The 20,499-nt window shown below is 65.1% G+C and carries 17 protein-coding genes; 13 read left to right on the forward strand and 4 right to left on the reverse strand.

Features of this window, described 5'->3' with window-relative positions; genetic code table 11:
* Positions 1 to 190: 190 nt before the first annotated feature.
* Positions 191 to 766 carry a metal-dependent hydrolase gene (locus KVS69_RS15745; protein WP_217538864.1) on the reverse strand — a complete coding sequence of 192 codons (576 nt, stop codon included), beginning with the start codon at positions 764 to 766 and terminating at the stop codon, positions 191 to 193.
* Between the two features lie 215 nt (positions 767 to 981).
* Here KVS69_RS15745 and KVS69_RS15750 point away from each other — a divergent pair, with 215 nt between their 5' ends.
* From KVS69_RS15750 to KVS69_RS15760, 3 genes are all read left to right on the forward strand, one after another.
* Complete coding sequence (locus KVS69_RS15750; protein WP_254622225.1) at positions 982 to 1,341, forward strand: hypothetical protein; 360 nt, start codon at positions 982 to 984, stop codon at positions 1,339 to 1,341.
* A gap of 320 nt (positions 1,342 to 1,661) precedes the next feature.
* On the forward strand, positions 1,662 to 1,997 hold the full coding sequence (locus KVS69_RS15755) for a hypothetical protein (RefSeq protein ID WP_217538866.1): 336 nt from the start codon (positions 1,662 to 1,664) through the stop codon (positions 1,995 to 1,997).
* 45 nt (positions 1,998 to 2,042) lie between these two features.
* Positions 2,043 to 2,579 carry a hypothetical protein gene (locus tag KVS69_RS15760; RefSeq protein WP_217538867.1) on the forward strand — a complete coding sequence of 179 codons (537 nt, stop codon included), beginning with the start codon at positions 2,043 to 2,045 and terminating at the stop codon, positions 2,577 to 2,579.
* Positions 2,580 to 2,636: 57 nt separating this feature from the next.
* On the opposite strand, the gene KVS69_RS15765 is transcribed toward KVS69_RS15760, so the two are convergent.
* The 3 genes from KVS69_RS15765 to KVS69_RS15775 form a co-directional block, all read right to left on the reverse strand.
* The gene (locus KVS69_RS15765; RefSeq protein ID WP_093536481.1) at positions 2,637 to 3,134 is read right to left on the reverse strand and encodes a ferritin-like domain-containing protein; all 498 of its coding nucleotides are present in this window, start codon (positions 3,132 to 3,134) and stop codon (positions 2,637 to 2,639) included.
* Positions 3,135 to 3,236: 102 nt separating this feature from the next.
* Positions 3,237 to 3,482, reverse strand: a complete 246-nt coding sequence (locus tag KVS69_RS15770) for a hypothetical protein (protein ID WP_217538868.1) — start codon at positions 3,480 to 3,482, stop codon at positions 3,237 to 3,239.
* Between the two features lie 2 nt (positions 3,483 to 3,484).
* Positions 3,485 to 12,196 carry a glycoside hydrolase family 94 protein gene (locus KVS69_RS15775; RefSeq protein ID WP_217538869.1) on the reverse strand — a complete coding sequence of 2,904 codons (8,712 nt, stop codon included), beginning with the start codon at positions 12,194 to 12,196 and terminating at the stop codon, positions 3,485 to 3,487.
* Positions 12,197 to 12,544: 348 nt separating this feature from the next.
* Between KVS69_RS15775 and KVS69_RS15780 the strand changes: the two genes are divergently transcribed.
* The 10 genes from KVS69_RS15780 to KVS69_RS15825 all read left to right on the forward strand — a co-directional run bounded on the left by KVS69_RS15780 (position 12,545) and on the right by KVS69_RS15825 (position 20,171).
* Positions 12,545 to 12,982 (forward strand): hypothetical protein, encoded by a 438-nt coding sequence (locus KVS69_RS15780; RefSeq protein ID WP_217538870.1) that lies wholly within the window; start codon positions 12,545 to 12,547, stop codon positions 12,980 to 12,982.
* Between the two features lie 106 nt (positions 12,983 to 13,088).
* Positions 13,089 to 13,457, forward strand: a complete 369-nt coding sequence (locus tag KVS69_RS15785; protein WP_217538871.1) for a nuclear transport factor 2 family protein — start codon at positions 13,089 to 13,091, stop codon at positions 13,455 to 13,457.
* A 24-nt stretch (positions 13,458 to 13,481) separates the two neighbouring features.
* A complete protein-coding gene (locus tag KVS69_RS15790) occupies positions 13,482 to 14,492 on the forward strand; it encodes a L,D-transpeptidase (protein WP_217538872.1) in 1,011 nt (336 codons plus the stop codon).
* Positions 14,493 to 14,612: 120 nt separating this feature from the next.
* Entirely contained in the window at positions 14,613 to 16,106 is a 1,494-nt protein-coding gene (locus KVS69_RS15795; protein ID WP_254622226.1) for a DUF1254 domain-containing protein, read from the forward strand.
* Between the two features lie 288 nt (positions 16,107 to 16,394).
* Positions 16,395 to 16,655 (forward strand): hypothetical protein, encoded by a 261-nt coding sequence (locus KVS69_RS15800; protein ID WP_068852137.1) that lies wholly within the window; start codon positions 16,395 to 16,397, stop codon positions 16,653 to 16,655.
* A 150-nt stretch (positions 16,656 to 16,805) separates the two neighbouring features.
* Positions 16,806 to 17,495: a hypothetical protein gene (locus KVS69_RS15805; RefSeq protein WP_217538877.1), complete on the forward strand. Its 690-nt coding sequence runs from the start codon at positions 16,806 to 16,808 to the stop codon at positions 17,493 to 17,495.
* A gap of 33 nt (positions 17,496 to 17,528) precedes the next feature.
* Positions 17,529 to 18,002: a lysozyme inhibitor LprI family protein gene (locus tag KVS69_RS15810; protein ID WP_217538874.1), complete on the forward strand. Its 474-nt coding sequence runs from the start codon at positions 17,529 to 17,531 to the stop codon at positions 18,000 to 18,002.
* Positions 18,003 to 18,164: 162 nt separating this feature from the next.
* Positions 18,165 to 18,821, forward strand: a complete 657-nt coding sequence (locus KVS69_RS15815; protein ID WP_217538875.1) for a hypothetical protein — start codon at positions 18,165 to 18,167, stop codon at positions 18,819 to 18,821.
* Entirely contained in the window at positions 18,818 to 19,153 is a 336-nt protein-coding gene (locus KVS69_RS15820) for a transcriptional regulator (protein WP_093536510.1), read from the forward strand. The genes KVS69_RS15815 and KVS69_RS15820 overlap by 4 nt, the downstream gene beginning before the upstream one ends.
* The gene (locus tag KVS69_RS15825; RefSeq protein WP_254622227.1) at positions 19,104 to 20,171 is read left to right on the forward strand and encodes a peptidoglycan DD-metalloendopeptidase family protein; all 1,068 of its coding nucleotides are present in this window, start codon (positions 19,104 to 19,106) and stop codon (positions 20,169 to 20,171) included. Before KVS69_RS15820 ends, KVS69_RS15825 begins: the two co-directional genes overlap by 50 nt.
* Positions 20,172 to 20,499: the final 328 nt, after the last annotated feature.

Below are 20,499 nucleotides of genomic sequence, written 5' to 3' on the forward strand. Positions count from 1 at the left end.
AAGCGGCCAGCGCACGATGAGCGATCGTCGCCGCTTCGATATCTTGGGTCCGGGGAAGAGTTACCTGTGGGGTCATGGCGCTTCTCCGTGGCACGCGTAGCGCAAGGGTGCGGCTTAGTAGCGATAGTATTCGACATGGGCAGTATTCGAAATGTTCGAAACTCCCATCCCGATGTCGGAGCTGGCCCACCTATCTCTCCAGCGCGATCGACCTGGTCAGAAAAACGGCCCAGATCGGGAGAATGAGCAGCGTCCAACAAGCAAGCTCGCGGAACCTGAGGCGGCCGGACGCAGCGATCAGGAGCGCGAATACTGGACCCAGCACGCCGATCTCGATCAACAGGTTCCGCCAGAGATAGAAGTTGTCGAACGCCAGCGATCCTGCACTTGGAAGAACGCCGGCCGGGATGCTGACTCCAACAGCGAGATGCCAGAACAGCGGAACAGGATGCGCACCCACCAGTAGGTCGAGCAGCGTGTGGGAGATCCCGGCGGCCAGCAACCATCTGAGCTTGAGGTTCGCGGTGACAAACCGCGACAGGGTGAATTTGACCAAAAGCGCGGCAACTACCGCCAAGAGCAGGCTGTGACTGAACCGGGGATCTGCCGCGTAGTCGAAAAACCAGACAGCGAAGTAGTCCAGATCTGGCCCCACAGCCAAGGCAACGAAAGGAACCGCCGCCCAGCGCGACGAAACGCGTTGCTGCGCGTTGCAGCACAGGTACATTGTGAGTCCTGCCGAAGCATGGGCCACGATGGAAGACATCGATTCAGTTGTTGGTGATCAGCAGCGAGCTTGACCCTCCCGCGTGGGCGGCTGATGGTGCCTGTGTGTGGCGAAGGTGAAGCCTGAGCCGAGCGGGGCAGGGGATCAGGAGCGCCTGTTGGCGGGGCCAGTTGTGGGACACCGGCAGCTGAACTAGGCTCGCAGCAGATGAGCTTTGCGGCTCGGCTTGAATCCGGGGTTGGTCAGGGATGAGGATGTTTCGCCGTCAGTTGTTCTATGTCCAGGTGCACCAAGACCACTTCACTGCCCGCGCCGTCGGTGGAGACAGAGCTATTCATCGCCAGTGCTACGCCCTTGGCAATCGAGCGGGTCCGACCAAGGAATTCTCCGCCATCCGGGTTGAGCTCAAAGCAATCTTCTCGGAGCTCAAGACCGGCTTCTCATTCGTCAGGCCGTGGGCGCTTCTCCACTTTGATCCGGTCGAGTACCCGATCACTAAGGAAGGGCTCGCTGCGTTCCAAACTGCCGCCATGCGCAGTGGGGTTAGCTTCTGCTGGCTCTCTACGTGGGAGCATCCTCATGAAGACAAGGAATTGTTGGATATGTTGAAGTAGGAACCGGCCCAACGGGCGTTGAACCGGAGGATAGGTCCGGGAATGCGTTCAAGCTGATGCAGCTACGCGGAACTGGGTCAGCCAGATCTGTTGCAGTTAGGGACAGGGATGACAAACGGTGATGTCGCCTGAGTAACGGCTTGAGATTGTCGCTTGGAGCGGGCGATCTGCGCTCGCTTGTTGGCCGGCCGCGCCTGCTCTAAGATCGGGCATCGGCCGGGGGGGATCCTGACGCAGCGTGTTTCCTTGGTAGTTCATGAGAGTCGAAGCCGCGTCGCGGCTCGTCCTGTTTCAGTAACTTGACCGCGCAGGGGAGGTCGATGGAATTGATCGTTTTCGCTATCGTCCTTTTCGTATGCCTGGGTATTGGCAAGGTCATCAACATGATGGCGTGCCGATTGGTGTTCAACGGCGCAGGCCTCTACCTTGCACTGTTTGCAGCCTTCGCAATCTGGAACATCTACCTGTCGTGGAACTCCACCCTCGATTCATTCCAGATGGGATACGCCCTCGGTCGCAACATCACACCACCGCTCATCATCGCCTTGGTTGCTACTTACTTCTTCTTCAAGTTCAGGACAGACAAGGCGCATCAACTTCGTGTCCAGAAGCTGCGCCAGAGCAGGGCAGAGCTGAGTGTGACCCCTGACAACTGAGTCAGGCAGTCGTTGTCGCCGAGCATCCAAGGGCAAGGAAGAACAATGGCAAACCACACATACCGCTTGCTCCCCGGCGCCGCTCTCGGTCTGGCTGTCATCGCGGCCGCCGCTCATCTTGGTTGGGAATACACTCACGGCGGCATCCGCAGCCACCATTTACTTAACCGAGCTGACCTGCCGACGATTTCCAATGCATGGGGCCTGCTGGTGCTGCCTGTGCTGGGCTGGCTCGCTGGCAGCGTGGTCGCGCGCAGGGCGTCGGCGGCACCCTCGGCGGCACGCAAGGCGCTGGCAGGCTTTCTTGGCGCGCTGGCTGCAGGTTCCGCATTGTCGGTGGCCTTCGTCGCCGGAAGCGAGTCTGCCGCGGGAGCGGTGTTCCTGGGCGTGCTGCTCTCTGGACTGGTGTTTCCCACTTATCGGGCCGAGAACATGTTCGGCTTCGTGCTGGGTATGACCTTTGTCTTCGGTTCCATTCTGCCCACGCTGTTCGGGCTGCTGGCAGTTGCCATCTCCGCCGCTGCACACCTGCTGCTGTGGCCAGCGGGAATGTGGGTTTTGCGCCGCGCCCGCAGTCAATAAAGTGAACGGCATTGCGGAGCGGCCAGTCAGGCCGCTCCCTGGTGCTGCGCTACCGGTTCAGGCCGCCTGCGCGGCCTTGGCGTTGCCCCCGGACTTGGCGATCATCGTCAGCTTCTCGTCGGTTGCCTTTTCTTCCGCAAGGGTTTCCAGCAGAAGCGGCAGCGCGTCCTTGTACCCAAGCTGCTTGGCGAGCGCGGCGATCGTGCCGTAGGACGCGATCTCGTAGTGCTCAACCTTCTGGGCGCCACCGATCAGGGCGGCATCGCGCACGGGGCCTTCCTCGATGCTGTCGATTGCCTCCTTGCCTTCCTCCACCAGCCCTTCCATGGCAGCGCACTTGATGCGCTTGAGCCGGATGCCGAGCAGTTCCACCACCTTGTCGATGCGCTCGATCTGGCCCTGGGTTTCCTCCAGGTGGGTTTCGAACGCGGCCGTGAGGTCCGGGTTGGTCGCCGCACGGGCCAGGCGAGGCAATGCCTTGGTGAGCTGCTTTTCGGCGCTGTAGATGTCCGACAGCTCGTGGATGAACAGGTCTTCTGCGGTCTTGATCGCCATCATGGTTCTCCGGGTGGGTGCTGAGTGAAGCACCGAACCTATGCCCCTTCCCGTGAGCTCCGCGCGCAGGACTGTGAAGTGTTCTACACAGCCATCTGCGCGTCACTGTTCGGGCGGCGGGCCGTCGCCCCGTTCATACCACGGCGGAAGCTCCAGCGCGTGGCCCTTGAGCATGGCTTTGATGCGCGCGTACATCTGGCTCCTTTCCGTGTCCGCACACTGGTCGAGAATCTCCGCTGCAAGCTGTTCAAACTGCGGCCAGAACTGCGCGGGATGGCGCGTGTGCGCCAACCACTGCGCCAGCATCTCATCCAGCGCATCCAGCCGTTCCTGGATCTCGGGGCGCATGCTCATCCGGGCGGTGCTTCCAGATCAAGCGCCACACGGTAGTGGTGACCATCGTCGCGGAGCTGGACGGTCAGGTCCGGCTGCAGCACGTCATCCACATGCAGGGTGGGCTGCCCCCGCGCAGTGCGGGTCACCACGAACTCGTAGCGGCTGCGACCGAACCGGTAGCTCAGCTCGAACGACGACCAGTGGTCGGGGAGGCAGGGCGCCAGCGACAGCCGGTCGCCCTGGCGGCGGATGCCGAGCAGGGATTCGACCAGCAGGCGATACATCCAACCGGCCGAACCGGTGTACCAGGTCCATCCGCCTCGGCCGACGTGCGGCGATACCGCGTACACATCGGCCGCCAACACATAGGGTTCAACGCGGTAGGTCTGGACCGCCTCCGGGTCCAACGCGTGGTTCAGGGGGTTGATCATGCCGGCCAGCTCCCACGCGCGCGCCGCATCGCCCTGGTGGGCAAAGGCCATCGCTGCCCACACGGCTGCGTGGGTGTACTGGCCGCCGTTCTCGCGCACGCCGGGTACGTAACCCCGAATGTAGCCCGGGTCTTCCGACGTCTTGTCGAAGGGCGGATCCAGCAGCTGGATCAGCTGGGCGTCCTTTCGCACCAGGTGCGTATACAGCGAATCCAGCGCCTGCTGGGCACGCTCGGGCGCGGCGACGCCGGACAGCACCGACCAGCTCTGGGAGATCGAATCGATGCGGCATTCCTCGCTCTGTTTCGAGCCCAGCGGCGTGCCGTTGTCGAACCACGCGCGGCGATACCATTCCCCGTCCCAGGCATGCTGTTCGAGGTTCTGGCGCAGGGTGTCGGCCTGCTCCTGGCACCAGTGCGCACGGTGTTCATCGCCACGCGCATTGGCCAGGGCGATGAAGCGGCGCAGCGTGTCATGCAGGAAGAAGCCCAGCCACACACTCTCGCCGCGCTGCTGGTCGCCGACGCGGTTCATGCCGTCGTTCCAGTCGCCGCTGCCCATCAGCGGAATACCGCGTTCGCCGAGCAACCGGCAACCGCGCTCCAGCGCGAGCACGCAGTGCGCATACATCGTTCCACGCAGTGCCGAAGGGGTCGGCATGTCGTAGTAGCTTTCCTCTTCCAGTGTGACTGCACGGCCTTCGATGAAGCCGACCATTTCGTCCAGCACGGTGGCGTCGCCAGTGACCTCCAGGTAGCGGCATGCGCCCTGGGGTAGCCAGAGATAGTCGTCCGAGCACCGGGTGCGCACGCCACGCCCCTGTGGCGGGTGCCACCAGTGCATCACATCGCCTTCGGCGAACTGGTGGGCAGCGCACAGCAACAGGTGTTCGCGGGCCAGATCCGGCCGGGCGTGGATGAGTGCGAGCACATCCTGCAGCTGGTCACGGAAACCAAACGCGCCGCCGGACTGGTAGTAGCCACTGCGCGCCAGGTAGCGGCTGCCCAGCGTCTGGTAGACCAGCCAGCCATTGGCCAGCGCGTCCAGCGCCGGGTCCGGGGTGCGCACCTGCACGCTGGCCAGCACGTGGCGCCAGTGAATGCGCACGGCGTCCAGCGCATCGTTGGCCTCGTGGGCGCCTTGGCGGCCACGCACCAGCGCGAGCGTTTCGTCGCGGTCGCGGCCGGCGCCCAGGCGGAACGTGGTTTCACTGCGCTCGCCCGGCGCCAGTTCCAGCGGCACCTGCAGCGCCGCGCAGGGATCCAGGCCGGCGCCGGAACGCCCACCCAGGCGCTCGCGGCGCAGCGCCGCCGGTGCATGCAGGCCGCCGTTGCGGCCGATGAACTCCAGGCGGTCGCAGGTCCAGCCGCAGCCCTCGGCATCGGTATCGAAGAAGGCCATGCGGCCGCCGAAATCGGTGCTGTAGGTGTTGCGCGCCAGCAGCGCGCCGGTCTGCGGGTCGCGTTCGGTGACCACGTGCATGCGCGACTTCGCGCGCAGGTCGCCCATCACCCATTCCACATAACCGATGGCCGACAGCCGCCTCGGCCTGCCCGACAGGTTGTGCAGCCGCAGCACCGAGTACTTCAGCGGCGCGGCGACGTCGACGAACACCCACAGCTCGCTGACGATGCCGTCCTCGAAGTGTTCGTACACCGTGTAGCCGAATCCGTGACGCGTACGGTACGCCCCGGTACCCCGGCGCGGCAGCGGCATCGGCGACCAGACGCGGCCGGTATCCTCGTCGCGCAAGTAGAAGGCTTCGCCGCCGGTGTCTGACACCGGGTCATTGAGCCACGGCGTCAAACGGAATTCGTGCGCGTTTTCGAACCAGGTGTAGCCCGGCGCGCTCTCGCTGACCACCGTGCCCAGGCGGGCATTGGCGATCACATTGGCCCATGGTGCCGGGGTCGGCGCGCCTTCGCGCAGCACCACCACGTATTCGCGGCCGTCCTCGCTGAAGCTGCCGGTGCCGTTGTCGAACTGGCCGGCGCCACGGTAGGGCAGGAACGGCCACGGGTCGTCCATGTCTTCGTCGTGCGCCGGGGGCGGGGGCAGGCCCGGCTCCGGGCCCGGCTCGGCGATGATGGGCAACCCTGTCGTCTGCTCCATCGAGAGTTCAAGTTCCTCCTGCACCGCCTGCGGCACCAACGCCGGAATCCGTTTCGCGGGAGTGGCTTGGCGCCCCACCTGCGCCACAAGGGTGCCATCCTCGTCACTGATCACCGCACGCGCTACGGCCTGCAACAGGATGCGGTCTTCGTGGGTCATGTTCTGCACCGGCCGCACGAAAATGCCGCCGGGGCGGTCGAGCAGGCCCGTCTCCGAACTGGCGGCCACCATGCCCAGGATCTGGTCCTGCAGCTCCTGCCGGTAGCCGGCCTTGCTGTCGTTCCAGATCACCAGGTCGGTGTTGAGGCCCTTCTGGCGCCAATAGGCATGCGCCTGCACCAGCTGCCGGACCAGCTCCACGTTCTCTGAGTCGGTGACCTTGAGCAGCACGATGGGCAGGTCGCCCGAGATGGCATGGCCCCACAGCCCGGATTGTCCGCGCTGGTTCTGCTGGAGCACGCTTGCGCCCGCGCGCAGCAGCGGATTGGCATACAGCACGTGGCTGGCCAGGCGCTCATAGAGCTGCGCCTCGGCCTGGGTGGCATTGATCTGCCGGCGTACCACCTGGCTGTGCGTCCAGGCCAGGTCGAATACGCGGTCGGCCAGGCGGCGGTCACGGTATTTGTCCAGCAAGGCCTCGCAACCAGGGCGGTCGGCACCGATGCCATAGACCATGTCCAGCTGCACGGTCTGCTCGGGTTCCAGCACCACGCGCACACGGATGGCCACGATCGGGTCGAGCACCGAGCCGTCCGAACCGGAGAGGTCGGTTCCGGTGGTCAATGCCTGCGGCGTGCGTGGCGTGTTGCCGCGCCCGAGGAAGCGCGCCCGGTCGGTTTCGTAGGAGATCGACGCCACGTCGGCGTCATGCACGGCGACAAGATGGAACATCCACGGTGGCACTTCGTCATGCGAGCGCGGCCGCCGCGTGCACAGCACGGCCTGCTTGGCGGCCACGATCTCGCTCTGCACGAACAGGTTGCTGAAGGCCGGGTGCGCATCGTCCGCAGCCGCCGGTGCCAGCACCACTTCGGCATAGGTAGTGATTTCCACGGTGCGCGTGCGACGGCTGCGGTTGGTCAGGCGCAGGCGCCGGAGTTCGATGTCGTCCTCGGCGGAGATGGCCACCTGCAGGTGGCTCTCGCAGCCATGAAGCGCGCCACGGAATTCTGCCTTGGCGTCGGTGAAGATGGCCTCGTAGTTGTCCAGCGGCACGCAGGTGGGCTGGTAGGCGGCCGACCAGAAGTCGCCGCTGTCCACGTCGCGCAGGTAGCAGAACGTGCCCCAGGCATCGGTGGTACCGTCCTCGCGCCAGCGCGTGAGCGACAGGTCGCCGTGGCGGCTGTAGCCACCGCCGGCGTGGGTGAGCATGCCGTGGTAGCGGCCGTTGGACAGCAGCTGCACTTCGGGGCGCGGTCCGCCAGGCTTGCGCAGCACGCGCAGGGCAGTCTCGTGGTGCGCCATGTCGGCGTGCTCGCCCAGCGCTTCGACCTCATGCGGATGGAACACGCCGATACGCGGGATGCGCTCCTGCAGCAGCAGCAACGTGGCCTGGAACTCGACATCGGCCACGAAGCGGCGCTGCATCGGCTGGTCGCGCAACAGGTAATCCAGCGACAGCAGGCCCATGCCCTGGTGGTGAGCCATGAACGAACGCAGCAGCACGTGCTCGTGCCCCGGCGGCACCCGGGCGGGGGTGTAGTCGATCGCTTCGTACATGCCGAAGCGCCCGGCGAAGCCCAATCCTTCCAGCGCCTGCAGGTTCTGGCAGGCTGCTTCCGGCGCCACCATCAGCGCCATCATGCTGGCGTAGGGCGCGATGACCCGATCCTGGCCCAGGCCGCGCTTCAGCCCCAACCCCGGCACGCCGAACGCGCGGTACTGGTAGTTCAGGCGCGCATCGACCGCGTTGTAGCCGGACTCGGACACGCCCCATGGCAGGTTCAGGCTGCGCCCGTAGACGATCTGCGCTTCCACCGCATGCCGCGCGGTCTGGTCGAGCAGGGTGTCCGGGTAGCTGGGCATCACCAGCTGCGGCATGAGGTACTCGAACATCGAGCCACTCCACGACAGCAGCGTCGGCGTGCCGTTGACCTCGGTAAGCAGGCGGCCAAGGGCGAACCAGCTCTCCTGCGTCAGCTCCCCCTGGGCGATGGCCACGAAGGCGCACAGCCGCGCTTCGGAAGCCAGCAGGTCGTAGAAGCTGTTGTCGAGGCGGTGGTCGTCTACGTTGTAGCCAATGGAGAGCAGTTTGCGGGAGCGGTAGAACAGGAACCCGTATTCCATCAGCGAGAACTGCCCGGCGCGGTGCGCCAGGTCCTGCAGCTGCTCGATGCGTGCGCGTGCGTCCGCACCGGCCTTGCCGGGCAGGGCGGCCAGCTGGCGCAGGCTGGGTACGGGCGCATCGGCATCCGCACTGGCATCCACCGGGATATCGGCGAGCGCCGCACAGGCGGCATGGCATTCGGCCGCGAACAGTGCCGGCCAGTGCAGGTCACCGTCCTGGGGCGATACCGGTGCCGGCCACTGCGCCAGCACGGTGTCGGCCAGGCCGGCCAGCTCCTGCAGGCGGGCGAGTGCTTCGGCAGCACCGCGCGGCAGGTCGGCCCGCGTTGCCATCAGGCGATGACGCAGGTGGTTGAGCGCTTCGGCCAGCGGTGCGTCACCGGGGCGAAGGCGCTGCCGCTCCTCGTCCAGCACGCCGAGGGTATCGGCCAGGCCATCGAACGTGTGCGGCGCCAGTACCGGCGCGTCCACCAGTGCGAGCAGCCCCTGGCGCAGGGTAAGCAGGTGCCCGGCCAGGTTGCCGCTGTCCACGGTGGAGACGTAACGCGGCGGCAGCGGCGCCAGGGTCTCGGTGTCGTACCAGTTCAGGAAGTGGCCGCGATGACGCGGCAGCTGGTCCAGCGTGCCAAACGTGAGCGCCGTGCGTTCAGCGACCGCGCCCTGCTGCAGGTAACCGAAGTCCCACGCCGACAGGTTGGCCAGCAGGGACAGGCCGATGTTGGTCGGCGAGGTGCGGCGGGCCACCACCAGCGCCGGATGCTCCTGGATGTTGTCCGGCGGCAGCCAGTGATCCTGTTCGCGCACCCAGGCCTGGAAGAACGACCAGGTGCGCCGTGCCAGCCGACCAAGGAACGCCCGCTGCGTGCCGGACAATTCGGCGACGATCTCGGCTGGCGGCCGGCCCAGCCACGCCATCAACGCGGGCGCGAAGGTCCACGCCAACAGGAAGGGCAGGGCGAGTGGCAGCGCCTGCGGACGCAGGACGGCTACTACCGCCACCAGCGCAAGCGCCAGCAACGATCCGGGCGCCATCACCCGCCATTCCGCGCCACGGTCGCCGCCCAGGCGGCGCTCGACTTCGCTGGAGGGGTTCCACTGCAGCAGGTGGCGGCGTGTGATGGCCATGCGCCACAGCGTGCGCAGCACGGCGCCGCCAGCCAGCAGTGCTTCGTAGGGCAGGCAGGCAATCTGCGTGGCAGCGCGCAGCAACGACTGCAGCGTGCCGCGCCCTACCTTGATGTAATGCGCTTCCAGCGGTGTGTCGTCCGGCACGCTCAGGGCATCGCGCAGCATGCCGATCAGCGGCGGCGCGAACCACAGGGCCAGTACCCACGCCGTCCATGCGGCCGGGTTTTCGGCGTACAGCCAACCCGCTACCAGCAGGACCAGCGCGGCGGGGGGCACCAGGCTCCGGCGCAGGTTGTCCAGCAACTTGCCGCGCGACAGCAGGCTGAGCCGGTTGCGTTCCCAGCCTGATCCCGGGCGCGGGGTCCACGGCATCAGCCAGGGCAACAGCTGCCAGTCGCCCCGGATCCAGCGCGCACGGCGCTTGGCGTCGGCGGCGTAGCGTTCGGGGTAGTCCTCGTACAGGCGCACGTCGCTGACCAGGCCTGCACGGGCATAACAGCCTTCCAGCAGGTCGTGGCTGAGGATGCGGTTCTCAGGCAGGCGGCCCTCCAGCGCATGCTCGAAGGCGTCCACGTCATAGATGCCCTTGCCCACGAACGAACCTTCGTCGAACAGGTCCTGGTAGACGTCCGAGACCATGCGCGTATACGGATCGATGCCGGGTTCGCTGCCGAACATCCGGGCAAACCGCGAGGTGCGGCGGCGGCCCAGGCTGGTGCCCACGCTGGGCTGCAGGATGCCGTAACCCTCCACCACGCGTTGCAGCGCTGGATCGAAGCGCGGCCGGTTGAGCGGGTGGGCCAGGGTGGCGACGAACGCGCGCGCCGCATCGCGCGGCAGCTGCGTATCCGAATCCAGGGTGATGACGTAGCGGACGCCGCGCAGCACTTCCGCGTCACCGACGATGCGCATGAACGCGCTTCCATCGCCATGGCGGAGCAGGGCATTGAGCGCGGCCAGCTTGCCGCGCTTGCGCTCGTGCCCCATCCACACCCCTTCACTGGGGTTCCATTGCCGGGGCCGATGCAGCAGGTAGAAGCGATCGCCACGTTCGGACGCGTAACGCTGGTTCAACCCCTCGATGCGCAGCACCGCGTGCGCAAGCAGGGCGTCGTCGGTCGGTAACTGCGCTTCTGCGGCGTCGAGGAAGTCGGTCAGCAGCACGAAGCGCAGCTGGGGATCGCGGTTGGCGAGGAAGCGGACTTCCAGCGCTTCGACCAGGACGTCGATGCCGTCGGTGCTGGACAGCATCGACGGTACCGCGACCACGGTGGCGCAGGCCGCAGGAATGCCCTCGCTGAAATCCAGCTTGGGCAACGGCTTGGGAGCAACCAGCACGGTCGCAGTCCAGTTCACCAGCACGATACCCAGCTCGCTGAACACCAGCAGCCCGAGCAGGGCAGCCAGCCAGGTGGGAACCTCGCCACTGCCGGTGGCCAGCAGGCCCCACGTGGCCAGCACCGCCAGCAGGGTGATCGGCAGCAGGTACAGCGCAAGCGGCACGCGGTGCGCCAGTCGCCGCGCCTTGCGGTGGCGTGGCGCGGCGTCGGCGACCGCGTCAACGGTGGCATGCAGCCCTTCGCCGACCAGCCAGTAGCCCACATGCGTGCGTGGCCCGTCGGGCGGGGTAGCGGCCCGCGCCAGGTCCAGCGCGATGGTCGCAACGCGTTCCTCGGCGATGCGGCTGCCCCGGGCGATCTTCTCCACCACGTGGCGGTAGGCGTCGCGGGTACCGAAGTCCATCTGCGGATAGACCGCCATGGGGTCTTCGCGCAGCCGCTGCTCGACCACGCTCATGTCTTCGACAAAGGTGCGCCAATCCATGGTGGACAGGAATCGCAGGCTGCCGATGCTGTTGCTGATGGACACCTGGTCGGAGGCCTGCTGCTGCCCCTCGGCGGCCACCAGCTCTTCGATACGCTGCCCGGATGCCGCTGCCCACTGTTCGAGCCAGGCGATGGGCATGGCCCACGCGCCGCCGCGGCCCTGCAGCGAACGGGTCAGCTCGGCGATGAACGCGCCGGTCAAGGGCGGCTCGGAGCGCGCCATGTCGGCCACCACCAGCACCACGTCGGTGGGGGTGTCGGAGGCCGCGCGATTGAGGTCATCCGCCCATTGCGAGGCCAGGCGCCGGTCTTCCCCGTCGCGCATCACCCGCGCGGCCATGCGCCGCAGGTTCTCCAGCAGGGCCAGGCGCAGCATGATCGGAACCGCCCACAATTCGCCCAGGCTCAGCGGCGCGAGCGACTGGTAGGAAGCGATGAAGCGGCCCAGCGTATCGCCGTCTATCCGGCCATCACCGTGTGCGATCGCCTGCATCGACAGTTCATACACCCGCGGCAACCCGGCCGAAGGGCCGGTGGCAAGCGACGGCAACTGCCGGCTGTAGCCGCGCGGCAGGTGGCGCCGCGCGGTCTGGATCTGTTCTTCGACCAGGTAATAGTTGTCGAGCAGCCATTCCCCGGCGGGGGTGACCGGGCGCTGCTCGCGCACCACGCTGCTGAGCAGGGTGTTGGCATCCTGAAGGACGCGTTCGTTGGCCTGCAGACGTTCCAGCAGGCGCTCCGGGCTGGGCCGCATCCGCACGCGGTGCTGGCGCGCAAGCGCGCGGCCGTAGACCTCCATCTGTTCAACGCTGTAAAGCGCGGCCCGCAGCGGACCCTCGGTGGCTTCAATCGCCGGGGCCGAGGCCTGGCGCTCACGCCAGCGCCAACGAACGAGCCGCCGCAGGCGAAGCCAACGGCCAAAAAGACGGCGAAGGTGGGGCATAGGATACCGGGGAGGGGGAGGCAGGTTGCGCCTTGCATCGTTGCATTTGGGGGGACGTGCCCGCTGTGAAGGTCATATATACCTCCCATGCATCAGTCGTATGCCACTCCTGCGGTTTTTCGATCAATGCCCGGCACTTGGATTCTCCTGACCCCTTGTCAGGGAGTGGGCCATGCAGACACGCGCGATCCGCCGCACTGCGGTCGCTGGCCTGGAGTGCCGGTTATGGGTGCTTTGTCGGCCCGGCAGCAGGTGATTCTGCGCCCGAAGCTGCATTGAGATGATGGTAGGTAGGCGGGTGCCTCTCTGGCATGATGCCGGGAGGCAGGATCAGGGAGTGGGCTGGTAATGGAGTTCGATTCGATTCGCCCCGCCATCAGCGGGGCGATTGGCGGGATCATCGCGACCTGGTTGACCAGCCGATGGGCCCGGAACCTGCCTTCGCATTACAAAGGTTGGTCCCGCGACTACCTGCTGCGCCGGCACCGTCCGGCAATCTGGACGGCCAACGCGCTGTTCTTAATCGGGCTCTGTTCCGGAATCGCGCTTTACCCCATGGGTGGTTTCGCGAACACTGACTGGCGACCGTTGCTCCTGGGGTTCGGACTGGCATCGGTGCTGCCGCTCCTTGCGCTCGCCTTCGTTTCCCTTCTTTCTGGCAGCAACCTCAAAGAAGCCTATGTTGCATTCGCGCTTGGCCAAGGCAGCCCCCTATGGGCGACCTACGGGATTCTCGGTGCGGGTACCGTGGCGTTTTTCTTTGCCTTGGCCAGTCTGAGCGGCTGATCAAACGGACCCCAACAAGCATCATGCAGGCTTCTTCTCGAGGTGATCCATACGCTGGCACCAGAAGCAGCACAACAGTAATGCCATCCACTTTCATGGAGTCCGCATGGATACTGAAATCCGGCAGCACGAGGAAGCCCTGCGCGTTGCGATGCTCACCAGCGACGTAGAGGCCCTGGAGTCTCTGATCGCAGACGACCTGATCTTTGTGGGGCCGTCCGGCGATGTTTTTCACAAGCAGGACGATCTGGCGCTGCATCGTTCCGGACGCCAGAAGCTCACGTTGGCAGAGTGGCGATCTCTAGAGATCTCCGCGCACGGGCAGGCCGCCGTAACGTCGGTAACCGCCGAACTGGCCGGCACCTTTGACGGTGCTGCGTTCGCCGGGCACTTCAGGTACTGCCGCTTCTGGGTGAAAACGGCGAGCGGCTGGCAGGTGCTGGGCGGTTCGGTTATCGCGTTACCATCGGCCTGAACCCACTGCTGGACGCACCTCATGATGAAATCTGGCCTGTTGCTGATTGCGCTGATGATGTCTGCCGGGCAGGCCCTGGCCACGCCGTCATGGGGAGCGCCCAGTTCCAGCCCGGCCAACACGTCGCCGGCCGCGCTCAAGCCGGGCGAGTGGGTATGGGGCGGGGATTCCAAAGCGATGGGCCCGATGGCGGTGGTGGTCAGCATCACCGAGCAGCGCGCCTACGTGTACCGCAACGGCCTGCTGGAAGCCGTGTCCACGGTGAGCACCGGCAAGCCCGGTCACGAAACGCCCACGGGTGTGTTCACCATCCTGCAGAAGGACAAGGACCACCACTCCAGCAAGTACAACGACGCCGCGATGCCGTACCAGGAACGCCTGACCTGGGATGGCATTGCCCTGCATGCCGGCGGGTTGCCGGGGTACCCGGAATCCCATGGCTGCGTGCACCTTCCCACCGAGTTTGCCCGGCGGCTGTTCGGCGCGACCAACATGGGCATGGTGGTGGTGATCGCCAAGGAGGGCGTGTCCGATCCGACGCTGGTGCACCCCCGCGTGGCCAGCCCGATCGACCCGGGCACCGGCAAGGAAGTGCTGTCCGTACCGCTGGGCACGCAGGAGGCGTTCCGCTGGCAGCCTGACGTTGCACCCACCGGCGTGGTGTCGCTGTTGCTCAGCACCAGCGACCGCCGCCTGTTCGCATACCGTGACGGCAAGGAAATCGGCCGTTCGCGCGTGGATTTCCGCGATGGCGCAGCGCCTGAAGGAACGCGCGCGTACATGGTTGCCAGCAGCAACGCGCCGGCAACCGAACCCTCATGGGTAGAGGTTGGCATCCCAGGGGAGGAAGCGGCCCGTGGCACCGTGGTGAGCCAGGCCGACGAGCAGCGCGTGCTGCTGCCCGAGGGGTTCCGTGCCGCGCTGCGGCCGCTGATGAGCCCGGGGGTGGTACTGCTCGTAACCGACCAGCATGTGCTGCCCGACACCACGGGGCCGGCATTGCAGGTGCTGAATGCCGAGCAGCCGGCGCTTTAATGGCAGCGGCGTCGCTCGGTAGAAATACCGAGCCGGCCTGCGTGTAACTCCTCTTGCCGGCAAAGATGCCGACGACGACAGTGGGACTGTTCCCCTGCGCCTGAGGCTGAGCTGGATCCCATGCACATCCGTCAAATACACTCCGCTGCCACATTGCTCGGCATGACCCTGGCCTGCTGCCTGTCCCTCACCGCGTGCGGCGGCGGAAAATCACCCGAAAAGGAGACAGGTGCAACGGTTACGCCATCCCCGGCGCAACCGTCAACCACGCCCTCTGCGACCCCTTCGGCCGATGAGGCAAGAGAGATCGCCCGTGACGCCTACGTGTATGGGGTACCTATGGTGGATACCTACAAAACGGTGTACGCGTTCAATGTCGACAAGGGCAATCCCCAGTACAAGGGTCCGTTCAACTCGATTCTGAACATCGCCCGTGTGTTCACGCCCGAAGACACCGCGTTCGTAACGCCGAACTCGGACACGCCTTATTCGTTTGCCATGCTGGACCTGCGGGCGGAACCGGTGGTCATTACCGTGCCCAAGATGGAAAAGGACAGATACTTCGTCTTCCAGCTGATGGATCTGTACACCTTCAACTTCGACTACATCGGGAGCCGTGCAACTGGCAACGATGGCGGAAGCTTCCTTATTGCCGGCCCCGGCTGGAAGGGCGAACCACCGGCGGGTATCACCAAAGTGATCCGGTCCGAGACCGACCTGGTCAGCGTGGTCGGGCGCACGCAGCTGTTCAATCCCGGCGACCTCGACAACGTAAAGAAGATACAGGCCGGCTACAAGGTTCAGCCGCTGTCGGCATTTGCCGGGGGCGCTGCGCCACCGGCTGCCCCGGAAATCCAATGGATCAAGCCGACGCCCCCGGCGCAGGACCGCACCTCCCTCGAGTTCTTCAACCAGCTGGCATTTCTCCTGCAGTTTGCACAACCGGCGCACCCAAGCGAGACCGCACTGCGCGAGCGCTTCGCCATGCTGGGCATCAAACCCGGACAGCCGTTCGACGCTGGCAGCCTGTCGCCGGAGATGCAGGCAGCACTCAAAGAGGGGATGGCCGAGGGGCAGAAGCAGATCGACGCCAAGCGCGCATCATTGGGTGGTAAGACCGATACGCTGTTTGGCAACCGGGATTTCCTCAAAAACGATTACGTCGCGCGCGCCACCGGAACCCAGGTGGGTATTGGCGCCAACTCGCGTGAAGAAGCGATGTACCCCATTCTTGACAAGGATGCCAGCGGCCAGCCGCTCGATGGCAGCAAAGGCCGATACACGCTGCACTTCGCTAAGGGCGAGCTGCCGCCGGTCGACGCATTCTGGTCTGTCACCATGTACGGACTCCCCCAGCAGTTGCTGGTCAAGAATCCGATCAATCGCTATCTGATCAATTCACCGATGTTGCCGGAGCTCAAGAAGGATGCCGATGGCGGGTTGACGATCTACATCCAGAACGAGTCCCCTGGCAAGGACAAACAGGCCAACTGGCTGCCGGCGCCCGAGGGCCCGTTCGTGATGTTCATGCGCTACTACCGCCCCAAGCCTGAGTTGCTCGAAAGCCGTTGGCAAACCCCGCCGGTGGAGAAGGCAGGGGACGCCACCCCATAGCCCGTGAGAGGGCGCATGCAGCGGGGAAGCCGCGGGCGGACAGGCTGGCACGGCAGGCACCACCAAGTAGGAGGCAAGTACCGCAAGGGTGAAAGGAGTGCGCGATCGCTCGCTGGCGGAATGCTGGAAAGGGTTGACTTTCCGGGCTGGATGGTCAAATAGCGGCTTGGCAGAACAGAGTCCGAACGCCGGTTCAGGTCTTCACAATCCATGTACGTATCGCAGCGTCATGATTGGTCCGGCAGAGGGGGCTCTATTTACCTGAAGACCCAAGAAGGAGTACTGGAAATGATGATGACCAAGAAGAATGTGGTGTTGGGCGTGGCGCTCGTTGCCACCTTGGGCCTTGGCGGTTGCGCCACCTATAAGGACGAGTTCGCCACCATCAACTCGCGCCTCGACTCGCTGGACACGAAGGTGCAGGGCGCAGCCCAGAGCGCCGAATCGGCCAACCAGTCGGCCCAGCAGGCCAACCAGCGCCTGGATCAGATCGAAAGCCGCGTCCAGCGCCTTGAGTCGGTCCCGGCCAAGCGTCAGCCGCGCGGCTGATTGTTTGTTGCACACGTTGTAACGAACGACTGGAACATGGAGACCGGTGGCCTTTGCGGGCCGCCGGTTTCCTTGCTTGACCCGTAGTTGCTTCAAGGAATCCCCACGTCCATGCACATCCGTCCCGCTATCCGCGCCACGTGCAGCGTACTGGCATTGTCCCTGGCGTTCGCCGGGCCCGCCGTCGCCCGCACCCAGCAAGCCGCGCAGGAACCCACCCAGGAATCCACCGAGCAACAGGTCGTGTCGAACGATCAGCTGCCGCCGGACCAACCCGTGTCCGACACGGTCATTCAACTCGCCGGCTGGATCAAGGCGAGCCGGGATACGGAAGGCTATCCGTTCGCGGTGATGGACAAGGCCGCAGCCCAGATCCTGGTATTCGATGGCAAGGGCAAACTTCTTGGTGCCGCGCCGGGCCTGTTCGGCTCTGCGGTCGGCGACCATTCGGCCCCGGGCGTGGCCGGTCTGGCGCTGAAGGAAATTCCGGGCCGTGACCGTACCACGCCAGCAGGCCGCTTCATTGGTGGCTACGGCCCGTCGCTCGATGCCGGGCGCGTGCTGTGGGTGGACTACGATACGGCCGTGTCGATCCATCCGACCGCGACCGGTGTTCCGGCCGAAAAACGCGCCGAACGCCTCGCTACGCCGACGCCGGACGACAACCGTGTCACCCACGGCTGCATCAACGTCAATCCCGATTTCTACGCGCGGGTGATCCAGCCCACGTTCGAGAAGGGCGGCGTGTTCTACATCCTGCCGGACAAGCAGTCGCTTGCGGAAACCTTCCCGGATTTCGTGCAGAGCCGCGGAAACGAGCAGCGCACCGCACCCGAGTAACCGGCGCCGTGTAACCCCTGTGGAGCGGGTCCGATGAGAAGCTTGCTGGCCATTCTCGTGGTTGCGTGCGTGGCCACCACGGCCCATGCGGAGGTACCTGCCAGGAGTGCCGCCCAACGGGCGGCGCCGCCACACACCTCTGACGGCATGGCCTGCGACAGCCCGAATCAGTCCCAGGCGGGTCTGAATCAATGTGCGAGCAACAGCGCACAAACTGCCGACGCCGAGCTCAACCGCGTCTATGCGAAGGTCTTGGCTGCCAACGCCCAGGACAAGGCATTCATCGAGAAGTTCAAGGCGGCGCAGCGCGCTTGGGTCGTGTTCCGTGATGCACAGATCGCGGCGCGCTACTCGAACCCAGCGGACTACGGCAGTGTCCTGCCGATGTGTCAGAGCGGGGAGTACGAGCAACTGACGCGCGACCGAATCAAGCAGCTCAACGCCTGGATCGTCGGTACGGAGGAGGGTGACGTCTGTGCGGGGTCGTATCCGATAGCGAAGCCGTAGACGCGGTACAGCCCTATGCCCCCGGCAACGGGGTTCACGGTGGCGCGCACCGAAGAGGTCCGCGACGGATCGCCCTCAGCAGGATGTCGATAGTGGCGAAGGCGCTTGACGCAAACGGGTTTGCACTACAAACTGCTCCAGGGCGACCCCTTGGAGCACGTGATGCAGCAGCCGTCCGTCAGTGATTCCTACAGCCGTATCCAGGCCGTAACCCGCGAGTACTCGAGGTACTCACGAAGTGCGGGCGGTCTGTCGGCCATCGCCGGCGGCATTGCATGCCTGGCGTCCTTCCTCGCCGGCGCCCTGTTGCCGGCCACGATCGAACTGCGGGCAGCGCTCATCGCCGTACCGGTGCTGTGGCTCGTGGCCAAGCAATGGCTCGCGCACCGCTACTACCAGCGCTTCGGCCAGGTCGAGGAACAGATCACCGCGACCGAGCGCAACTTCCAACGCCTTTTCATCGCTTTTACTGCCCTGATCAGCGCGCTGATCGTCGGGTTCGTGCTGACCCGCATGGCACCGATGGGCAGATTGCCGTGGGACCTGCGCGCGATCGGGTACCTGATGGTGGTAGCGCTTCTGCCGCTGATTGTCTGGCGGTGGTTGCGAACGCCGCTGGAATTCATCGTGGGCGTGTTCCTTCTGTGCCAGGCCGCGGTGGCATTCACCGGCCAGAGCTATGCGTTCGGGCCTACTACCGTGGTGTTTCCGCTGGCCGCCATTGCCTTGGTGGTGGTCGGGTGGCGCGACCACCAGCGGTTCCTGCGCCTGCAGACGGAAATGCGTGCGTTCGTGGCCACGCGAAAGCCCATCCCATGACCCAGCTTCCCGATCCCCGCAGCCTGCTGCAGCTGGATCGTCTGATCCACGAGCCAGCGCGCCTGTTGATCCTGTCGATCCTGGCCGGTGCCGAATCAGCTGAATTTGCGTTCGTCGAACATCTCAGCGGTTTGAGCAAGGGCAACCTGTCCAGCCATCTCAGCAAGCTCGAAGCCGCTGGGTTGGTCGCCATTGATAAATCGTTCCGGGGAAAGCGCCCGTTGACCACCCTGCAGCTGACGCCTGCGGGCCGCCAAGGGCTGGCCGAGTACCGCAAGCAGCTTGCGGCAGTCGTCGCAGGCATTCCTGATCCCCACAGCACGGATTCCTGATATGACACTGTTCGCGAAATTGACGGCGACGCTGGTTCTATCGCTGGTGGCATCCAGCGGCCTTGCCGCCAGCCAGGACACGCGCGAGGAAGGCGCCAGCATGACCTCGCAGTTCTACCAGGGGAATGACGATGCACTGTGGGAGCGGATGACGCCGCAGATGCAAGCCGCATTGCAGTCGAAACAGAGCCTGGCGGCGCTCAGGGGACAAGTGCTCGCTGCAGGTGGAGAGGAAACCGACGTTGTCAGCGAAACGGTCAGCACCGATGGCGGATATGACATCTACGTGCGCCAGGCTCGATTCGCCAAGAAGCCAGCCATCATCCAGATCACATGGGCATTCGACGCCCAGCGCAAGATAGCAGGCTTCAACATACGCCCACACCAGGCCAGTCCATCGCCGCCCGCTGCCAGCGAGCGCCTTGACTACAAGAACCGCACGCCGCTGCAGCTGCCATTCTCCGACGAGTTCTACGTGTTCTGGGGCGGGCGCAGCGTCGAACAGAACTACCATGCCGCGCACGCAAGCCAGCGTTTCGCCATGGACCTGCTGGTCCTGCAGGATGGCAGTTCGCACCGTGGGGAAGGCAGCCGCAACGAGGATTACTTCTGCTTTGGAAAGCCCATCCTCGCTCCCGCAGACGGCAGGGTGGTGGAGGTGATCGACGGCGTGGCCGACAACGTGCCGGGTGCGATGAATCCGAGCCAGCCCACCGGCAACCGCGTCGTCATCGATCATGGCAACGATGAGTATTCGGTCCTGGCCCACCTGCGCCAAGGCAGTGTGCGGGTAACCAAAGGGCAGGCCGTGCGCACTGGCACGCAGCTGGCAGACTGCGGCAACAGTGGAAACTCTTCCGAAGCCCACCTGCATTATCAGTTGCAGGCCGGACCCGAGTTCGGCAAGGCCACCGCATTGCCCGCACAGTTCTCCAACTACCTGGCCGATGACAAGCCGGTCGCGCTGGGCGAGCCATTGAAAGGCCAACGCATCCGCCAGGCCGCAGGGGCGCCGTAGCGTTTAAGACCGGCGATGTCTGCGACGCCCGGCGACCGTTTCCGACAGGTCACGGACCCTCGTCGGCGTGCACCCTCATTCCCTGCAGGCCAAACAGCTCAAGGGTTTCGACTGATCGTACGAGCTGTGCTCTCGAGTGGGCAACCCTTCAAACGGGAATGACCTGCATTCGCGTTTAGCATGTCGCCTGACTTGAAGGCGATCCCAATGCAGCGCATCCGAAAAGCACTACCCGTTGTTCTCATGAGTCTTGTCCTACTGGGAGGCGCGTGGCTCATCAAACGCGCACCCATGAAGATGCAGGACAGTAGCGCCACAGCCACGGCAA

The sequence above is a fragment of the Stenotrophomonas sp. GbtcB23 genome (genome assembly GCF_019091045.1).
In the GTDB taxonomy this organism is placed as follows: domain Bacteria; phylum Pseudomonadota; class Gammaproteobacteria; order Xanthomonadales; family Xanthomonadaceae; genus Stenotrophomonas; species Stenotrophomonas rhizophila_A.